The sequence below is a fragment of the Streptomyces sp. CB03234 genome (assembly GCF_001905885.1).
Taxonomy (GTDB): Bacteria; Actinomycetota; Actinomycetes; order Streptomycetales; family Streptomycetaceae; genus Streptomyces.
Map to the genome: position 1 here is coordinate 371,201 of NZ_LIYH01000007.1, position 17,865 is coordinate 389,065.

19 protein-coding genes are annotated in these 17,865 nt (G+C 73.1%); 11 read left to right on the top strand and 8 right to left on the bottom strand.

From position 1 onward, the window contains the following. The first annotated feature begins 5 nt into the window (after positions 1-5). Positions 6-1,208, top strand: a complete 1,203-nt coding sequence (locus AMK26_RS30280) for a type ISP restriction/modification enzyme (RefSeq protein WP_073758472.1) — start codon at positions 6-8, stop codon at positions 1,206-1,208. Here AMK26_RS30280 and AMK26_RS30285 read toward each other — a convergent pair whose 3' ends face one another. Beyond that, positions 1,209-1,916 (bottom strand): TetR/AcrR family transcriptional regulator C-terminal domain-containing protein, encoded by a 708-nt coding sequence (locus AMK26_RS30285; RefSeq protein ID WP_073758474.1) that lies wholly within the window; start codon positions 1,914-1,916, stop codon positions 1,209-1,211. A gap of 63 nt (positions 1,917-1,979) precedes the next feature. On the opposite strand from AMK26_RS30285, the gene AMK26_RS30290 reads away from it, so the two are divergent. The 3 genes from AMK26_RS30290 to AMK26_RS30300 all read left to right on the top strand — a co-directional run bounded on the left by AMK26_RS30290 (position 1,980) and on the right by AMK26_RS30300 (position 4,980). Beyond that, positions 1,980-2,918: an ATP-binding cassette domain-containing protein gene (locus AMK26_RS30290; protein ID WP_073758476.1), complete on the top strand. Its 939-nt coding sequence runs from the start codon at positions 1,980-1,982 to the stop codon at positions 2,916-2,918. Beyond that, the gene (locus AMK26_RS30295; RefSeq protein WP_073758478.1) at positions 2,915-3,712 is read left to right on the top strand and encodes an ABC transporter permease; all 798 of its coding nucleotides are present in this window, start codon (positions 2,915-2,917) and stop codon (positions 3,710-3,712) included. The genes AMK26_RS30290 and AMK26_RS30295 overlap by 4 nt, the downstream gene beginning before the upstream one ends. A gap of 71 nt (positions 3,713-3,783) precedes the next feature. Continuing rightward, positions 3,784-4,980 (top strand): CaiB/BaiF CoA transferase family protein, encoded by a 1,197-nt coding sequence (locus AMK26_RS30300; RefSeq protein ID WP_073758480.1) that lies wholly within the window; start codon positions 3,784-3,786, stop codon positions 4,978-4,980. 231 nt (positions 4,981-5,211) lie between these two features. Here AMK26_RS30300 and AMK26_RS30305 read toward each other — a convergent pair whose 3' ends face one another. After that, positions 5,212-5,475 (bottom strand): hypothetical protein, encoded by a 264-nt coding sequence (locus AMK26_RS30305; protein ID WP_073758482.1) that lies wholly within the window; start codon positions 5,473-5,475, stop codon positions 5,212-5,214. 194 nt (positions 5,476-5,669) lie between these two features. On the opposite strand from AMK26_RS30305, the gene AMK26_RS30310 reads away from it, so the two are divergent. After that, positions 5,670-7,244, top strand: coding sequence for a serine/threonine-protein kinase (locus AMK26_RS30310; RefSeq protein ID WP_073758484.1), 1,575 nt, complete (start codon positions 5,670-5,672; stop codon positions 7,242-7,244). Here AMK26_RS30310 and AMK26_RS30315 read toward each other — a convergent pair. Next, positions 7,228-8,025, bottom strand: a complete 798-nt coding sequence (locus AMK26_RS30315) for an SGNH/GDSL hydrolase family protein (protein ID WP_073758486.1) — start codon at positions 8,023-8,025, stop codon at positions 7,228-7,230. The genes AMK26_RS30310 and AMK26_RS30315 overlap by 17 nt on opposite strands. A gap of 713 nt (positions 8,026-8,738) precedes the next feature. Here AMK26_RS30315 and AMK26_RS30320 point away from each other — a divergent pair. The 4 genes from AMK26_RS30320 to AMK26_RS30335 are packed head-to-tail and all read left to right on the top strand — an operon-like array spanning position 8,739 to position 12,479. Then, positions 8,739-9,569 carry a glycosyltransferase family 2 protein gene (locus AMK26_RS30320; protein WP_073758487.1) on the top strand — a complete coding sequence of 277 codons (831 nt, stop codon included), beginning with the start codon at positions 8,739-8,741 and terminating at the stop codon, positions 9,567-9,569. Beyond that, positions 9,566-10,549: a glycosyltransferase family 2 protein gene (locus AMK26_RS30325; RefSeq protein ID WP_073758489.1), complete on the top strand. Its 984-nt coding sequence runs from the start codon at positions 9,566-9,568 to the stop codon at positions 10,547-10,549. Before AMK26_RS30320 ends, AMK26_RS30325 begins: the two co-directional genes overlap by 4 nt. Next, positions 10,546-11,343, top strand: coding sequence for a polysaccharide deacetylase family protein (locus tag AMK26_RS30330; RefSeq protein ID WP_073758490.1), 798 nt, complete (start codon positions 10,546-10,548; stop codon positions 11,341-11,343). The genes AMK26_RS30325 and AMK26_RS30330 overlap by 4 nt, the downstream gene beginning before the upstream one ends. Before the next feature lie 41 nt (positions 11,344-11,384). Further along, positions 11,385-12,479, top strand: a complete 1,095-nt coding sequence (locus AMK26_RS30335; RefSeq protein WP_073758684.1) for a DUF5925 domain-containing protein — start codon at positions 11,385-11,387, stop codon at positions 12,477-12,479. 102 nt (positions 12,480-12,581) lie between these two features. Here the strand turns inward: AMK26_RS30335 and AMK26_RS30340 are convergent, their stop codons facing one another. Further along, positions 12,582-12,956, bottom strand: coding sequence for a GntR family transcriptional regulator (locus AMK26_RS30340; RefSeq protein WP_073758492.1), 375 nt, complete (start codon positions 12,954-12,956; stop codon positions 12,582-12,584). 72 nt (positions 12,957-13,028) lie between these two features. Here AMK26_RS30340 and AMK26_RS30345 point away from each other — a divergent pair, with 72 nt between their 5' ends. Both AMK26_RS30345 and AMK26_RS30350 read left to right on the top strand, forming a co-directional pair. After that, complete coding sequence (locus AMK26_RS30345; protein WP_073758494.1) at positions 13,029-13,952, top strand: GNAT family N-acetyltransferase; 924 nt, start codon at positions 13,029-13,031, stop codon at positions 13,950-13,952. Then, entirely contained in the window at positions 13,933-14,430 is a 498-nt protein-coding gene (locus tag AMK26_RS30350; RefSeq protein WP_073758495.1) for a DUF402 domain-containing protein, read from the top strand. The genes AMK26_RS30345 and AMK26_RS30350 overlap by 20 nt, the downstream gene beginning before the upstream one ends. Here AMK26_RS30350 and AMK26_RS30355 read toward each other — a convergent pair. From AMK26_RS30355 to AMK26_RS30370, 4 genes are read right to left on the bottom strand one after another with little or no spacing between them, the layout of a single operon-like run. Next, positions 14,409-14,849 carry a GNAT family N-acetyltransferase gene (locus AMK26_RS30355; RefSeq protein WP_073758497.1) on the bottom strand — a complete coding sequence of 147 codons (441 nt, stop codon included), beginning with the start codon at positions 14,847-14,849 and terminating at the stop codon, positions 14,409-14,411. The two genes, AMK26_RS30350 and AMK26_RS30355, sit on opposite strands and share 22 nt — an antisense overlap. Then, positions 14,846-16,342: a tripartite tricarboxylate transporter permease gene (locus tag AMK26_RS30360; protein WP_073758499.1), complete on the bottom strand. Its 1,497-nt coding sequence runs from the start codon at positions 16,340-16,342 to the stop codon at positions 14,846-14,848. The genes AMK26_RS30355 and AMK26_RS30360 overlap by 4 nt, the downstream gene beginning before the upstream one ends. Then, the gene (locus tag AMK26_RS30365) at positions 16,342-16,860 is read right to left on the bottom strand and encodes a tripartite tricarboxylate transporter TctB family protein (protein ID WP_073758501.1); all 519 of its coding nucleotides are present in this window, start codon (positions 16,858-16,860) and stop codon (positions 16,342-16,344) included. Before AMK26_RS30365 ends, AMK26_RS30360 begins: the two co-directional genes overlap by 1 nt. After that, a complete protein-coding gene (locus AMK26_RS30370; RefSeq protein ID WP_073758503.1) occupies positions 16,857-17,840 on the bottom strand; it encodes a Bug family tripartite tricarboxylate transporter substrate binding protein in 984 nt (327 codons plus the stop codon). Before AMK26_RS30370 ends, AMK26_RS30365 begins: the two co-directional genes overlap by 4 nt. Positions 17,841-17,865 lie beyond the last annotated feature (25 nt).

Genomic DNA, 17,865 nt, shown 5'->3' on the forward strand with positions numbered 1-17,865 from the left:
CTAGCATGCGGCGGGTGACGGATGATGTGCCCCTGCTCGACGACCTGATGCCCTGGTCCGTGGCGCCGCTGCGACTGGGGCGCTCCTGGGTCGTCGCCCCGGACGTGCCGACGCTGCGGGCCCGCTGGGACGCGCTGCTGGGTGCCGGGGGCGACGAGCGGGAGGCCCTGTTCCGGCCCAGCCGGGCGCGTACGCTCACGAGTGCGGTCGCCGCGCTGCCGGGGCAGCGGACCTCGACCGCCCGGCTGGCGCGGGAGCCGGGGCCGTGCCCGGAGCCGGTACGGCTGGCGCACGGGCCGTTCGACGAGCAGTGGCTGCTCCCCGACCACCGGCTGCTGGACGCCGCGCGGCCCGAGCTGTGGCGGGTGGCGGACGGTGAGCGACAGGTGTTCGCGGTCGAGCAGGGGTACGTGCCACAGGCGCCGGGCCCTGCCTTGTTGGTGACGGCCGCGCTGCCGGACGGCTGCTCCCCGGCGGGCCGCCCTGGCCGTATCCGGCCGCTGTACCGGCGGCCCGGCGGGCGGGAGCCCAACGTCGCGCCCGGGCTGCTGGAGTTGCTGAGCGCCCGGTACGGCTCCGGGGTCGCCCCCGAGGACCTGCTGGCGTGGGCGGTGGCCGCCGCCCGCCCCTCCCCCGCCGGGTGCGCCGTCCCGCTGCCCGCCGACCCGGCCGTGTGGGCGGCCGGCGTGGCGCTCGGCCGCCGCATGACGGACGTCCAGCTGCGCGGCGCCCGGGGTGGCGAGCGCCCCCGGCTCCCCGGCGGGCGCCGCCCCTACGTCCGCGCCGCGCTCCCGGCGCGCCCCCAGGGGCTCGCGTACGACGCGGAGGACGAGGCCCTGCTGGTCGGCGACGGTGGCCGGATCTCGCCCGTCCCGGCGGAGGCCTGGGACTACCGGGTGGGCGGGGTCCGGATGCTGGAGCTCTGGTTCGAGCGCCGCACCGCCCCCGCCGAGCCGGGCACCCTGGAGGCGATCCGCCCCGCCGCGTGGCCGCAGGAGTGGACGTCCGAGCTGCTGGAGCTGATCACGGTGCTGGCGCTCCAGGCCCAACTGGACGCGGGCAGGGCGGACGTGTCCGGTGCGGCGTCCATCACCGGCGCCGACCTCCGCGCGGCCGGCGTACTCCCGGTGCCGGAGGCGTCGCGCCGCCCCGCCTCCGTACTGGACCGGGAGGAAGAGGGTCCCGAGGGGCAGCTCGCCCTGCTCTGACTAACCGAAGGAGTCCAGCACCCGCCGCAGCGCGCGGTCGAAGAGCTCGTCCGGGTCGTCCGGCACCGGCGCCTCGGCGAGCAGCTCCGCGAGCCGCGGGTACGCCCCGCTCGCCACCTCACGGCCCAGGTAGGCGGCGCGCACGGCCTGCTCCCGCTCCTCGGACCACGGCAGCGAACGCGTGCGCTCGGCCATGGCCAGCTCGTTCGCGACAGTGATCATGGCGGTGCCGTTGACCATCGCGATCAGCTCCATCTTGGCGCCGCCGGGCGCGTCGAGTGGCGCCAGGGCGTCCAGGCAGTGCTCCAGGTAGCGCAGGGCGTTGGGGCTGAAGCCGTACACGGTCGACATCACCCGGGTCAGCCAGGGGTGCCGGTACATGATGGCGCGGGTCTGCCGGCCCAGTGCCAGCATGTCGGCCTTCCAGTCGCCACTGGGCGCGTCCGGCAGCTCGTACTCGCCGCTGACCGCGTCGACCATCAGCTCGTACAGATCCGCCTTGCACGTCACGTAGTTGTAGAGCGACATCGTGCCGCAGCCCAGCTCGCTCGCCACGCGCCGCATGGACAGCCCGTCGATGCCGTCGGCGTCCGCGATCCTCACCGCCGCCGCCGCGATGTCCGCGCGGCTGTACGCCGGTTTGGGGCCACGGCCCGTGCGCTCGGGGCGCGCCCAGATCACTTCGGGTTCGGCCGCTCGGCCCGCCATCGATCATCACCTCGCCCACCATCCTAGTTACGTACGGCGTACGTAGTGGGGTATGGTCCTCCCATGACAACTACGTACGCTGTACTTAGTGAAGGTCTGGAGAAGCGGTACGGGGCCGTGCGCGCCCTGCGCGGCCTCGACCTCGCCGTCCCGGAAGGCGCGGTGTGCGGGGTGCTCGGGCCCAACGGCGCCGGTAAGACCACCGCCGTACGGGTCCTGACCACGCTCACCGCGCCCGACTCCGGCAGCGCCCGGGTCGCCGGGCACGACGTGGTGCGCGACGCCCCCGCCGTACGCCGCCACATCGGTGTCACCGGCCAGTACGCCTCCCTCGACGGGGACCTGACGGGCGCCGAGAACCTGCGGCTGTTCGCCCGCCTGCTGCGCGCCCCGCGCACCCGCGCCGGCGAACTGCTGGAGCGGTTCGGGCTCGCCGAGGCGGCGGGGCGCCCGGCCCGGACCTACTCCGGCGGCATGCGGCGGCGCCTGGACCTGGCCGCCAGCCTGCTCGTCCGGCCCAAGGTGCTCTTCCTGGACGAGCCGACGACCGGACTCGACCCGCACAGCCGCAACGCCATCTGGGACGCCGTACGGGGGTTGGCGTCGCAGGGCACGACCGTGCTGCTCACCACCCAGCACCTGGAGGAGGCCGACCAGCTCGCCGACGACATCGTGCTGATCGACGAGGGGCGGGCGGCGCACCGCGGCTCCCCCGCCGAGCTGAAGGCGCTGATCGGCAGTTACGCCGAGGTCGTCGTCGCCGACCCGTCCGGTCTGCCCGCCGCCGCGGCCGTCCTCGACCAGCTCACCGGCTCCCGGCCGGCCCTGGACGCCGAGGCGCGCACCGCCGGGGCGGTCACGACGGACCAGACGCTCACGCTTCCCCGTATCGTGCGCGCGCTGGACGCGGCGGGCGTCCTGATCGTCGACGCGACGCTGCGCCCGCCCACGCTCGACGAGGTGTTCCTGCGCCTCACGGCTCGTGAGGAGGTCGCGGCATGAGCGCTCTCGTGTACGACGGAGCCGCCATACTCGGCCGGCACCTCCAGCGGATCCGGCACGCGCCGGCGATCCTCGTCATGACGCAGACGATGCCGATCGTCTTCCTGCTCTTCTTCGGGTACGTCTTCGGCGGCGCGCTCGCCATGCCGGGCACCGAGTACCGCGCCTACCTGGTGCCGGGGCTGCTCGTCGCCACGGCCGCGAACGGCATCATGACCGGGATGTTCACCGCCGCCCAGGACGCCCACCGGGGCGTGATGGACCGCTTCCGTACGCTGCCGATGAGCCGGGCGGCCGTGCCGCTGGGCCAGGCGGCGGCCGACCTGGTGACCACGGCGGTGGGGCTGGTGCCGCTGATGCTGGTGGGGCTGGCGATGGGCTGGCGGATCGAGGGCGGTGCGCTGGAGGCGGTGGGGGCCTTCGGGCTGTTGCTGCTGTTCCGGTTCGCGACCACGTGGGTCGGGATCCTGCTGGGGCTCGCGTCGCGCAGCGAGGAGGCGGCGGGACAGCTCGGCAGCGCCACGTTCATGCTGCCGCTGCTGTCGAACGCGTACATCCCGACGGACGGCATGCCGGGCTGGCTGCGGACGGTCGCCGAATGGAACCCGATCTCGGCGGTGGCGACGGCGGTACGGGACCTCTTCGGCAACGCGGAGGGCGCCGCGGCGGCCGCCGCGGAGGGTGCCGCCTGGCCGGTCGCCCACCCCGTGGCGGGAGCGGTGGGCTGGTCGCTGGTGCTGCTGGCGGTGTGCGTGCCGGCGGCGGTGCGGAGGTATGCGGCGCCGGAGGGGTGACGTGGGGGGTGACGTGGAGGATGACGTCGCGGGGGGTGACAAAGGTGGTACGTACACGATAGGTACGGCCCATGAGCACACTGCCGCTTCCTCTTGAGGGAATCACCGTCGTCGCCGTAGAGCAGGCCGTCTCCGCGCCGTTCGCCACCCGCCAGCTCGCCGACCTGGGCGCCCGCGTCATCAAGATCGAGCGCCCGGACGGCGGTGACTTCGCGCGCGGCTACGACACGGCGGCGGGCGGCCTGGCCTCGCACTTCGTCTGGTGCAACCGGGGCAAGGAGTCGGTGGCGGTGGATCTGAAGGATCCGCGGGGCCTTGAGGTGGTGCGGCGCCTGGTCGCCGGCGCCGACGTGTTCGTGCAGAACCTGGCGCAGGGTGCGGCCGCCCGGCTCGGCCTGGACGCGGCCACCCTGTGCGCGGCGGACGAGCGGCTGATCGCGGTGGACATCTCCGGGTACGGGGCGGGCGGGCCGTACGCGCACAAGCGGGCGTACGACATGCTCGTGCAGTGCGAGGCGGGCCTCGTGTCGGTGACCGGGACACCGGACCAGCCGGTGAAGGCGGGGATCCCGGCGGCCGACATCGCGGCGGCCATGTACGCGTTCTCGGGGGTGCTCGCGGCGCTGCTGCGGCGGGCGACGACCGGGCGGGGCGGGCCGGTGGAGATCTCCATGCTGGAGTCGCTGGCCGAGTGGATGGGGCACCCGCTGCACCACGGGATGCACGGGGGCGAGGCCCCGGCGCGTACGGGCGTCGCGCACGCCGTCATCGCGCCGTACGACGCGTATGCGACCGCTGATGGGGGTCACGTGCTGCTGTCGGTGCAGAACGACCGCGAGTGGCGGCGGCTGGCCGAGCAGGTGCTGGGCCGGCCGGAGCTGGGCGACGACCCGGCGTTCGCCACGAACACGGCGCGGGTGGCGCACCGGGAGAAGACCGACGCGGTGGTTGCGGAGGCGCTGGCCGTGCTGGGCACGGCGGAGGCGGTCGGGCGCCTGGAGGCGGCGGGCATCGCGTGCGCCCGGCTGAACACGGTGGCGGACGTCGCGGCGCATCCGCAGCTCGCGGCGCGGGAGCGGTGGCGGGAGGTGGACACGGCGGTGGGACCGCTACGGGCGATGCTTCCGCCGATCACCCTGCCGGGTGGGGCGGAGACCCGGATGGGGGCGGTGCCGGCGCTGGGGGAGCACACGGACGCCGTGCTGCGGGAGCTGGGGGTTCCGGAGGACGCGCGGGTGGTGCTGCGGCGGGAGGGTGTGGTGGGCTGAGGGGTGCGGTGCGGTGCGGGTCGTCTGCTGCCGGTGGGCGGGGGGGCGTGGCCCCTCCGGGCTCACCTCGTCGAGGCCGGCGGCCTTGGGTACGTCGGAAGGGGAGCCCTTCCGACGCCTCCCCCAAGCTCTGCGGGGGCGACGCTGCACGGCCCCGCCCCGGCCGGATGCCGACTGCGGACCGTGGCCGGGACGACGTACGCGGTGGGCTTCCGACGGGTGCGGGTGCCGTCAGGCGTGGTTGCCGAAGAGCGAGCGGCGCAGGCGGCGCAGCGGGGCGAAGAGCCTGACGCGTGCGCTCTTGCTCGTACGGGTGTGTGCGACATCACGCGTCGTCAACTCCCGCATGAGCAGCGTCGCTTCGGCCGTCTCACGCTGCGGGACGGCCGGGCCGCCCAGCACCGAGAGATGTCGGTCGAGGCGCGTGCTGGTCGCTTTGCTCCCGCACGTGATGGCAGGCACCCGAGGCCTGCTGCGCACCGTTATCTGTTCCATGTCACTCCCCACCCGTACGAGGGCACCCGGCCGCTGCAGATTAACCCTATCGTCCCCGCATCTCATGCGTGTATCCCGGTGACGGGATTCACCACACATGTACGAGGGTTGACGACTACCCTCCGAATACTAGTGATTCCAGGGCGAGTTGGACACGTTCCCAGCGGGGTCGGCTTGAGCTAGCTTGAGGTCCTATGACCGAAGGGCCGGGCGGCGCACGAATGGTGGCGGGACGTTACCGATTGCTGGGCCCGCTGGGCCGGGGCGGCATGGGCGTCGTGTGGCGCGCACGGGACGAGGTGCTGGGCCGCGAGGTGGCGGTCAAGGAGGTACGCGCGCCCGCCGGCCTCGACTCCGCCGACGAGCAGCGGCTGTACGCGCGGCTGGAGCGGGAGGCGTGGGCCGCCGCCCGGATCTCGCACCGGAATGTGGTCACCGTGTACGACGTGGCGACCGAGGACGGCCGGCCGTGGATCGTGATGGAGCTGGTCCGGGGGCTGACGCTCGCCGACACGCTGGAAGCGGAGGGCCCCATGCCACCGCGCCGGGCGGCCCACATCGGGGCGGAGGTGCTGGCGGCGCTGAGCGCCGCGCACGAGGCGGGAGTGCTGCACCGGGATGTGAAGCCGGCGAACGTCCTGCTCGCCAATGACGGCCGGGTGGTGCTGACCGACTTCGGGATCGCCATGGTGGCGGGCACGTCCAACCTCACCATGACGGGTGAGTTGATCGGCTCCCCCGAATTCCTGGCTCCGGAGCGGGCGCTGGGGCAGACGCCCGGCCCGGCCTCGGACCTGTGGTCGCTGGGCGTGCTGCTGTACGCGGCGGTGGAGGGCGTCACGCCGTTCCGGCAGGACACGCCGCTGAGCACGCTGCGTGCCGTGGTGGACGAGGAGTTGCCGCCGCCGCGCTGGGCGGGGCCGCTCGCGCCGGTCATCGCGGGGCTGCTGCGCAAGGACCCGGCGGAGCGGCTCACGGCCGAGGAGGCGGGGCAGCAGCTGCGTGTCGTGGGCACGGGGGGAAACCCGCGTACGGGTCCGGTCGAGGCGGGCGGGGCGGCTGCGACGGTCGTCGCGGCGACAGGTGGGACCGCTCTCGGCGCCGGTGACCCGCGGGATCCGTCGCGGCGTGCCGGTGCCCTGCTGGCGGCGGGGGTGGCCGTCCTGCTGCTCGCGGTCGCCGGGCTGACGTACGCCTTGTTGCGCGACGACGACCGGCGCGCCCAGGGCGCGGGCGCGGGCGCGGGAGCCACCTCGCCGGGTGTGACGGCCACGCCCAGCAGCAGGGACGAGGTGTCGACTCCGCCGCCCAGGACGAGCGTCGCCCCGCCTCCGCAGTCGGTGAACGTGTACGCCCGGGCGGTGCGCGGGAGTTACAGCGGGACGTGTCCGCCCCCAAAGGCCGAGGCGCCTGCCTTCCGCGCGACGATCACCGTGGGCCGCACGCCCGTCTCCGTCGGCTACCGCTGGGTGACGGAGAGCGGCGAGAGCCCGGGTTGGCGGACGGCGGAGTTCGGGTCCGGCGGGGACACCGTACGGCGGGTGGAACACACGGAACTGACGTACGAGCACGGTGGGACGCGCCGTGACCGGGTCCGGCTGGAGATCCGGAGCCCGGTCGAGGCGTGGTCCAATTGGGTGGGTTTCTCGGTCACGTGCAAGGCCCCCGGGCCGACGGGTGGAACGCCTTCCGGCAGCCCCACGCCGACGCCGACGCCGACTCCTACGGGAACCACCTCGTCGAGCGCGGCTCCTACAGCGCTGCCCTGAAGGTGGGCAGGTAGCCACCGGACTGTCCGGCGGCCGTGGGGTGGTAGGACTCGCCGATGTTGAGCCAGTTCACGCTGTGCAGCCAGGACGCGCCCGAGCAGATCTCGTGGCCCGTGAAGGCGGGGGTGACGTCGGCGAAGGTGTAGCCGTGGTCGGCGGCGCGTTTGGCGGTGGCCGCGTTGAGGTGGTCCGCGCCGCCGTTGATGGCGCGGCGTTCGTTCTCGGTGAGGCCGGCGAGGCAGCTGCCGCCGATCTTGTAGAAGCGGGGGTAGCCGAGGACGACGACACGCGCCGACGGGGCCTTGGTCCTGATGGCCGAGTACACCGAGTCCAGGCGGCCCGGCAGGGTGGTGTCGACATAGCGCTTCGCCTCGTTGACGCGGGCGATGCAGGTGGCCTCCGACTGCATGACGCAGGTCGTCATCACGTCGGCGAAGCCGGCGTCGTTGCCGCCGACGCTGATGGAGACGAGGTCGGTGGCGGAGGACAGCGGTCCGAGCTGGCCGGCCGTCACATCGTTGGTACGCGCGCCTGAGCAGGCGGTGAACGCGAAGGACGAGGGGGAATTGGCGGCCGCCCAGAGGGCGGGGTAGGCGCGGGGGGTGCGCTTGCAGTTGCCGCTGGAGCTGTCGTAGGCGCCGGCGCCGACTCCGGAGGAGTACGAGTCGCCGAGTGCCACGTAGTCGAGGGCTGCGGACTGCGCCGCGCCTGCCCCGGTCAGGGTCAGGACGGCGCCGAGGAGGAGCGAGGTGGGGAATGCCGCGGCTCGGGACAGTCTCATGGAACCTCCCTTTAGCAGGGTTTCTGCCTAAAAAGTTCGTAGCAGGCTGCAGTGTCCATGCCAATAGCCCGGCGTGGCGTGTAGTTGACACCGAGTCAAATTCTGCTCGGTTTCGAGGCCTGATATCCGGATGTTCGGGGGCAACTCACCCGTGCGGAGCACGATCTCCCGAGCGGGACGCCCTGCTCCTGCTCGGTGCCGGTCCTCGGGCGCGCGCTCGATTTCCTGCGTACGGCGGAAGGGAATTGATTTCCCAGACGTAACTCCCGCCTCAATTCCCCCTGGCGCACGGAAGGATCTCCTACCGCTTTATTCGCCGGAACCGATCGGGCCCGTGGCGCGTCTTTGCCGCAGTCCGTCAAAGTATGGCCAAAGAAGCAAAAATGTGGGCCTCGGTCCAGGTCTTGCCATATAGTCCGCATTATCAATACCGTCATACATCCACCCGCAACGGTCCATCACGCAAGGCGGCTCAAGGGGAGGGCTCAAGTGCCGCGATGGGTCCGGAGCGGGGCGCGGTAGGGGGGTGCCGTGCTCGGTGACGTTTCCAGTGCCGGGGCGCGTACCGCGCGCGGCCAGAATTGCCAGCTCACCCATCCCGTACGGAGATCCATTCCGGCATGGGACGAGTGAGCACAACCCCCCTTTCGAACCGGAAACTCATCCGGACCGCCCGGGGGTGGGCGGTCCACCGGACGAGAGGGAAATGACTCATGAGCTCCTTCCTGCGCCCGGCCGTCGGCGATGCCGTCGAAGCCGACGCCGGCCGAATAGCCGCCCAGTACCGGGCCATCACGTCGCACCTGGCCATCGCGCCGCCGGTGAGCGTGGTGATTCCCGCGATGAACGAGGCGGAGAACCTTCCGTACGTCTTCAAGACCCTGCCCGACTGGATTCATGAAGTGGTCCTCGTCGACGGCAATTCCACCGACGACACCGTGACCGTCGCCCGTGAGCTGCGGCCCGACGTCAAGGTCGTCAAGCAGGTCGGCAAGGGCAAGGGCGACGCCCTGATCAGCGGCTTCGCCGCCTGCACCGGCGACATCATCGTGATGGTCGACGCCGACGGCTCGGCCGACGGCCAGGAGATCGTGTCGTACGTCTCCGCCCTGGTCGGCGGCGCCGACTTCGCCAAGGGCTCCCGGTTCGCCAACGGCGGCGGCACGGACGACATGACACCGGTCCGCAAGCTGGGCAACCGGCTGCTGTGCGCGATCGTCAACGCCAAGTTCGGCGCCCGCTACACCGACCTGTGCTACGGCTACAACGCCTTCTGGCGCCACTGCCTCGACAAGATCACCCTCGACTGCACCGGCTTCGAGATCGAGACCCTCATCAACATCCGGGTCGTCAAGGCGGGCCTCAGAGTCCAGGAAGTGCCCAGCCACGAGTACCTGCGCATCCACGGCGTCAGCAACCTCAACGCCGTACGCGACGGCATCCGCGTCCTGAAGGTGATCCTCAGGGAGAAGGGCGTCCGGCGCGCCGAGCGCCGCCGTACGGCCGACTTCTCCGTGAGCGTGCCCCGGGGCGGGCTCTCTTGAGCGGTCGTCACTTCTCCGTGGTGATCTGCGCCTACACCGAGGACCGGTGGGAGGACGTCCTGGCGGCCGTCGAGTCCGTACGGCACCAGTCGCGGCCCGCCCTGGAGACGCTGCTCGTCGTCGACCACAACGAGGCGCTGCTGGAGCGGCTCGGCAAGGAGTACCAGGACGCCGGGGAGGAGGTGCGGGTGCTCGCCAACGCGGGCCCCCGCGGCCTGTCGGCCGGCCGCAACACCGGCATCGCGGCCGCCCGCGGCGACATCGTCGCCTTCCTCGACGACGACGCCGTCGCCGAGCGGGACTGGCTGCGGTGGTTCGACGAGGCGTACGACGACCCCCGGGTGGTGGCCGTCGGCGGGCGGACGGTGCCGGTGTGGGCGTCGGGGCGGCGCCCGGTGTGGTTCCCGGAGGAGTTCGACTGGGTCGTCGGCTGTACGTACCGGGGGCTGCCGCCCGGGCAGGTGCGCGTGCGCAACGTCCTGGGCGGGAACGCCTCCTTCCGGCGCGGCGCCTTCGACGCGGCGGGCGGGTTCGCCACCGGGATCGGGCGGGACGGCGACAAGCGGCCGCTGGGGTGCGAGGAGACGGAGCTGTGCATCCGGCTCGGCAACGCCCTGCCGGACGCCGTCCTGCTGATCGACGACCGGGCGGTGATCCACCACAAGGTCCCGGTCGCGCGCGAACGGTTCCGTTACTTCCGTACCCGCGCCTACGCCGAGGGCCTGTCCAAGGCGCTCGTCGCCCGCAGCGTCGGCGCGGGCAAGGGCCTGGAGACCGAGCGCCGGTACACCACGCGCGTGCTGCCCGCCGGAGTGGCGCGGGGCCTCAGGGACTTCGTGCTGGCCCGGCCGGGCGGCGCGGGGCGGGCGGGCGCCATTGTCGCGGGCGTGGCGGTGGCGGCGGGGGGTTACGTACGGGGCGCCCTGGCATCCCGTAAGGGCGGCGGTTTCTCGTACGGACCGATCGGAGACCCGCCATGACCGGTCCCGTACCGATCCTGATGTACCACGCCGTCGGGCACCGGCCCGCGAAGGCGGCGTACGGGCTGTCCGTCTCGCCGGAGGCGTTCGCCGCGCAGATGGAGCTGCTCGGCGAGCGCGGGTTCACGCCGGTCACGACGGCCGGGCTCGGGCAGGCGTGGCGCACCGGTGCGCCGCTGCCGGACCGGCCGGTGCTGATCACCTTCGACGACGGGTACGAGGGGGTGCACCGGCACGCCCTGCCGGTCCTCGCCCAGCACGGCTTCGCGTCCACCCTGTTCGTGTCGACGGGGTGGCTGCGCGGCGCGTACGAGGAGGGCGGTGCCCTGGACACCATGCTCGACTGGGACCAGGTGCGGGAACTGGCCGCCGCCGGCACCGAGATCGGCGGCCACTCCCACACCCATCCGCAGCTGGACCAACTCGACGACGAGCGGCTCCGGTTCGAGACCGTGCGGTGCCGGGAGATCATCACGGAGGAGGTGGGGACCGCCCCGGTCTCGTTCGCCTACCCGTACGGCTACTCCAGCCGGCGCGTGCGGCGCACGGTCCGCGACGCCGGGTTCGCGCAGGCGCTGGCCGTGGGCAACGCGACCGCGCGGCGCACGCAGGGTCCGTACGCGCTGCGCCGGGTGACCGTGCGGCGCGGCACGGGCATCGAGGAGTTCGGTCGGCTCGTGGAAGGGCGGGCCGTCGGGCGGACGTTCGCGAAGGACCGGGCGCTGACCAAGGGGTACGCGGTCGTGCGCCGCGCCCGGCGGGCGGCGGCCGTGCTGGTTCGCACACGTACATAAACGCCGTGCGGGGAACGCGTGTGTGCCGGATCATGGAGCGCATGTCTGCCAACCCTCATGAGGCTCTGCCGATCCGGCTCACCGTCGACGACAGCGACACCCCTGCCGATGTCGTCGACGCGCTGTTCCTCGGGCGCTTCGCGACGGGCGAGCAGCCGTACGCGCACAGCTCCACCATCGACCGCGTCAAGCCCGGCGCGACCCTGCTCCCGCCGGGCGCCGCGGTGCTGCGCTCGGCCCGCGACGACGACCGCAGTGCCACGCTCGCCGAGGGCGACGGCTGGACGCTGCTGGTCTCCCGCTGGAACCGGGGCGCCGACGTGACCGTCACGGCGGTCGAGCGGGAGCTGGCCGAACGGGTGCTGAAGCAGGCGACGGACGGCGCGAAGGACGACCCGGAGCCGCAGCCGGACAACGTCACCATGGGCTTCTGGTACGTGTCGCCGCGCCGCGGCCCGCACCGCACGACCCGCCGGATCGCCGCCGGGTCGTGGGAGCAGGTGCGGCCCAACTACACCGCGCCGGTCGCCGAGGCGATGGACCGGCTGATGAAGGTCACCCCGGACGACATCGCGGGCCGGCTCCTTCTGCTGCACGGGCCGCCGGGCACCGGCAAGACGTCGGCGCTGCGCACCCTGGCCCGGTCGTGGCGGGACTGGTGCCAGGTGGACTGCGTGCTGGACCCGGAGCGGCTGTTCAACGACGTCGGGTACCTGATGGACATCGCGATCGGCGAGGACGAGGGCACGGCGAACGGCCGGTGGCGGCTGCTGCTCCTGGAGGACTGCGACGAGCTGATCCGCGGCGAGGCCAGGCACACGGCCGGGCAGGCCCTGTCGCGGCTGCTGAACCTGACGGACGGGCTGCTGGGGCAGGGCCGCAACGTCCTGGTCGGGGTCACCACCAACGAGGACCTGGAGCGCCTCCACCCGGCGGTGGTCCGCCCCGGCCGCTGCCTGGCCCGCATCGAGGTCGGGCCGCTGACCCGGCCGGAGGCGGTGGCGTGGCTCGGCACCGAGGAGGGCGTCGGGCGGGACGGGGCGACGCTGGCGGAGCTGTACGCGCTGCGCCGCGGCACGGGCCCGGCGGCGGTCCCGGACCAGGCGCGCGGCGCGGACGCGGGGCTGTACCTGTAGCGGGCGCCTGGAAGGTCCGGGCGGGGGCGCCTCCCGCCGCCCGTGAGGCACCCCGGCCGCACGCCCGGCTGGGCGCTAACCGCCGCACCGCCCGGCCGGGCCCTAGCCGTCGTACGCCGCTCGCAGCGCGTCGGTCACGGCCGCTTCCGCGTCGGCGCGGCTGAGGCCCAGGCGGTGGGCCTCGGTGGCGTACGCGGCGGCTGCCGTGGCGGCCTGGCGGGCGGCGGCGTCGCCGGCGGGGGCGACGAACGTGCCGGCCCGGCCGCGGGTCTCGATCACCCCGTCCGTCTCCAGCACCCGGTACGCCTTGGCGACCGTGTTCGCGGCGAGGCCCAGTTCTTCCGCGAGGCCCCGGACGGTCGGCAGCTTGTAGCCGACGGGGAGGCGGCCCGAGCGGGCCTGGGCGGAGATCTGGGCGCGCAGCTGTTCGTACGGGGCGGTCGAGGAGCCCGCGTCGATGGAGATCTTCAAGGTCACGGGCCCGATTGTCCCCCACCGGGGCGATATTCGGAGGCGATCGGAGCCGGGGCGCGCGTACCGTGCGGGCCCATGACTGTGATCGTGCGTGACTTCCGTCCCGATGACGCCGAGGCCGTGGTGCGGGTGCGGCGTGCCGCGCTGCCCTTCGAGGTGACGACGCCCCATGCCGTGCTCCGCCAGGCCGAGTCGGCCAACCCGGCGAAGAAGTACCGGCTGTTGATAGCCGAGAAGGACGGCGAGATCGTCGGCACGGCCAATGTCGGCCTCGCGTACGAGTCCGGGACGCCGGGGCAGTCGTACGCCAATCCGCAGGTCCACCCCGACCACCGGGGCCATGGCGCGGGCGGCCTGCTGCTGCGTACCGCCGAGGAGCACCTGGCGGTCGAGGGCGCGGAGAGCGTGTACGCGTGGGTGCTTGACGAGCCGGGGTTCCGGTCGTTCGCGGAGAAGCGCGGCTACCGGCCCACCCGGCCGGCGCACTTCCAGCGGCTGGACCTGGCGGGCGGCGCCCTGCCGGAGCTGCCCGCGGCGCTCCCGCCGGGCGTCGAACTGCGTACCGCCGCCGACTACGCCGCCGATCCGCGCCCGCTGTTCGAGGCGGACGCGGAGGTGACGTCGGACGAGCCGAGCGACATCGGGGCGGAGCTGGACGACTACGAGGCCTGGTTGGCCGACACCTGGAACAACCCGCTCCTCGACCGTGACCTGACGACGGTCGTCACGGTGGACGGCACGGTGGCGGCCTTCACCGCCGCCCACACCGACGGCGGGGCGCGCTACCACTCGGGCATGACCGGGACGCTGCGCGCGTACCGGGGCCGGGGGCTGGCGAAGCTCGCCAAGACCGACTCGCTGCGGAGGGCCCGCGCGGCGGGCTACACGGACGCGTTCACGAACAACGACGCGGAGAACGGGCCGATGCTGGCGATCAACAAGTGGTTCGGGTACGAGATCTGCGCGACGGAGGTCCGGCATGTCCGCACGCTCGGTTGACGTCCGTCTCGTCAAGGCGGGCCGGACGAAGATCCGGTACCCGGCCGAGGTGGTCTCCGACGACGGCACCCGCCTGACGGTCCGCGCCCCGTGGGCGGCGGACGGGGTGCGGGACTTCGGGTTCGTACGCTTCGAGCCGGGTGACGTGTTCGTCGAGCACTACTGGCGGGACCGGTGGTACGCGGTGAAGGAGGTCCGGGCCGGGGACGGCGCCCTGAAGGGCTGGTACTGCGACATCACGCGGCCCGCTCTCGTCTCTGCCGACGAGGTGGTCGTGGAGGACCTGGACCTGGACCTGTGGGTGTCGGCGGACGGCCGCGAGGTGCTGCGGCTGGACGAGGACGAGTTCGAGGCGAGCGGCCTGGCGGAGCGGGACCCGGCGGCCGCGGCGGCCGCCCGCGGGGCGCTGGACGCGCTGGAGGCGATGGCCCGTGCGGGCGTCCTGCCGGGGGCGGGTCAGGAGACGGGCTTGCGGTAGTGGACGCGCTCCGGGTCGGCCGCCGTGCGCGGCTCGTCGACCTCGTAGCCGTACCGCTCGTACATCGCCCGGTTCTCCCGCATCAGCGTGTGCGTGAGGAGCCGCACCTCGGGAAGGCCGAGGTCGCGGGCCCGCTCCTCCACGAAGGCGAGCAGGCGGCGGCCGAGGCCGGTGCCCTGCGCGTCGGGGTGGACGGCGATGTTGTCCAGGTACAGGTGGTCGGCCTCGGTCCTGAGGACCACGAGGCCGACCACCGGGTCACCGGCGACGTACACCCCGCCCGCGGCCACATCCGCCGCGTGGTCGGCCTCCATCGGGGCCGGTACGCGGCCGATCCGTGCGATGTAGTGGTGGTAGGCCGCGTCGGTGACGGCCTTCACGCGGGGGACGTCGTCGGTGGTCGCACGGCGAATTGTCATACCGTCAGATTACGACGGCGCGTGATCACCTTCTTGAGCAGGGGCCAGGCCAGCAGGACGACGATCACGGCGTACACGGTCACCGAGAACGGGGTGTTGACCAGGCCGGTGACGCTGCCGTCGCTGATCTGGAGCGCCCGGCGCAGCTGCTGTTCGGCGGCCGGGCCGAGGATGACACCGATGACGGCGGGCAGCACCGGCAGGCCGTAGCGGCGCATGCCGAACCCGATGAGGCCGATGATCAGCAGGATGACCAGGTCCAGGGCCTCGCCACCGACCGCGTACGCGCCGGTCGCCGCGAAGAACAGGATCCCCGCGTACAGGTACGGGCGCGGGACGCGCAGCAGCTTGGCCCACAGGGGCGCGAGCGGCAGGTTCAGCGCGAGGAGCAGCACCATGCCGACGAAGAGGGAGGCGATCAGGCCCCACACCAGGTCGGGTTCCCGTTCGAAGAGCAGCGGGCCGGGCTGGATGCCGTACTGCTGGAAGGCGGCCAGCATCACGGCGGCGACGGCCGTCGTGGGCAGGCCCAGCGTCAGCATCGACACGAGCGTGCCGGCCGCCGAGGCGGAGGCGGCGGACTCCGGTCCGGCCACGCCCTCGATGGCGCCGCGCCCGAACTCGTCCTTGTGCTTGGACAGCCGCTTCTCGGTGACGTACGACAGGAAGGTCGGGATCTCCGCGCCGCCGGCCGGGATGGCTCCGAACGGGAAGCCGATGAGCGGCCCGCGCAGCCACGGCTTCCAGGTGCGCTTGACGTCGTCCTTGCCGAGCCAGGGCCGGCCGACGGGGATCGCGTCGCCGCCGGTGCGCCGCAGGTGGGCGGCGACCCACAGGGCCTCGCCGATGGCGAAGAGGCCGACCGCGACGATGACGACGTCGATGCCGTCGGCGAGCTGGAGCGAGCCGAAGGTGAGCCGCTGCTGTCCGGTCATCTGGTCGAGGCCGACGAGGCCGAGGGTGAGGCCGATGAGCAGCGAGGCCAGGCCCCGGACGCGGGACGAGCCCAGCACGGAGGTCACCGCGATGAACGCCAGCACCATGATGGCGAAGTAGTCGGGCGCGCCGATGTCCACCGCCAGGGCGGCGACGGTCGGCGCGAGGGCCACCAGCAGGATCGTGCCGATCATGCCGCCCGCGAAGTGCCCGCCCGCGGCCGCCGCGAGAGCTTGCGCGCCGCGCCCCGCCTTGGCCATCGGGTTGCCCTCGATGGCGGCGACGACGGCGGCGCTCTCACCGGGGGTGTTGAGCAGGATGGAGGTGGTGGAGCCGCCGAACATCGCCCCGTAGTAGATGCCGGCGAACATGATGAACGCGCCGGTGGGTTCCAGTCCGTACGTCACGGGGAGCAGCAGCGCGACCGCCATGGCCGGGCCGATGCCGGGCAGGACGCCGATGGCCGTGCCGAGGAGCACGCCTATCGCCGCCCACAGCAGGTTGATGGGCGTCAGGGCGGTGCCGAAGCCGTCGAGGAGGGAGTTCAAAGAGTCCATCAGAGCACTCCCATCAGCGGGCCGCCGGGGAGCGGGACGCCGAGCAGGTTGTTGAAGACGACGTAGGTGAGCAGGGAGAGGACGACCGCGATCAGCGGGTCGCGGTCGGCGCGGCGGCTGCCGAGCGCGTACGCGGAGCCCCAGAAGATCAGCGCCCCGGCGACGGGGAAGCCGACCGGGCCGATGAGGACGGCGCCGCCGAGGAAGACCCCGGCGAGCAGCAGGACGGTGCGCCAGTCGCTGGGCTCGGACAGGTCGATGTCCTCGCCGCCCTCGGCCTCGCCCCGGCCGCCGCGCAGGACGTCGACGGCGAGGAGGACGGCGACGAGGAGCAGGCCCGCGCCGACGACGAGGGGGACGGTCGTGGGGCCGACGGGTCCGCGCTGTCCCGCGGCGATGTCCATGGTGAGCGCGTCGGTGAGGACGAGCGCCCCGAGGACGGCGAGCAGCAGGCCGACGCCGAGCTCGGAGTGCTCCCGCAGCCAGGAGCGGCGGCCTCCCTCCGGTGGTGTGGTCACAGTCCCAGCTCCTTCAGCACGGAGTCGACGCGCTTGTTCTGCTCGTCGAGGAAGGTCCCGAATTCGTCACCGGACAGGTAGGCGTCGCTCCAGCCGTTCTTCTTCAGGGATTCCCGCCACTCCTTGGAGGCGTGCAGTTTCTCGACGAGCCCGATGAGCTTGTCGCGCTCGGCGCCGGACAGGCCGGGCGGGGCGACGATGCCGCGCCAGTTGGTGAACTCGGTGTCGAGCCCCGCCTCGCGGAGGGTGGGGGCGTCCAGCCCGGGGACGCGCTTGGGGCCGGTGACGGCCAGCAGCCGCAGCTCGCCGGACTTGATCTGGTCGAGGTACTCGCCGACGCCCGAGACCCCGAAGGCGACCTTGTTGCCGAGGATGGAGGCGAGGAGCTCGCCGCCGCCGTCGAAGGGGATGTAGTTCACCGATTTCGGGGCGATCCCGGCGGCCTGCGCCATGAGCATGGGCGCGAGGTGGTCGGGCCCGCCCGGGGACGACCCGCCGCCGACGGGCAGCTTGGCCGGGTTCTTCTTCCAGGCGGCGAGGAGGTCCTGGATGGTCCTGTACGGGGAGTCCTTGCCGACGACCACGATGTCCTGCTCCTCGGTGAGCCGGGCGATCGGGGTGGTGTCGGCGAGGGTCGCCGGGGTCTTGTTGGTGTGTACGGCTCCGACGACGCCGAGGCCCATGGACATCGCGAGCCTGCCGTTGCCCCGCTCGCCGACGAGCCGGGTCAGGCCGACGGTGCCGCCGGCGCCGGGCAGGTTGAAGACCTCGATGCCGTGGGTGAGGCCGGCGTCCTCGGCGTTCTTGGCGGCGGTGCGGGCCGTGATGTCGTAGCCGCCACCGGGCGTGTTGGGGACCATGAGGCGCAGGCCGGGGATCTGCGTGCCGGTGTCGGAGCCGCTGCCCGTGGTGAGCAGCGGTGGCCCCACGAGCACCAGCAGCGCCGCCCCGAGCAGGGCGAGGGGAGTGCGCAATCGCACGGGTGCCGCCTTTCATGCGGTATCT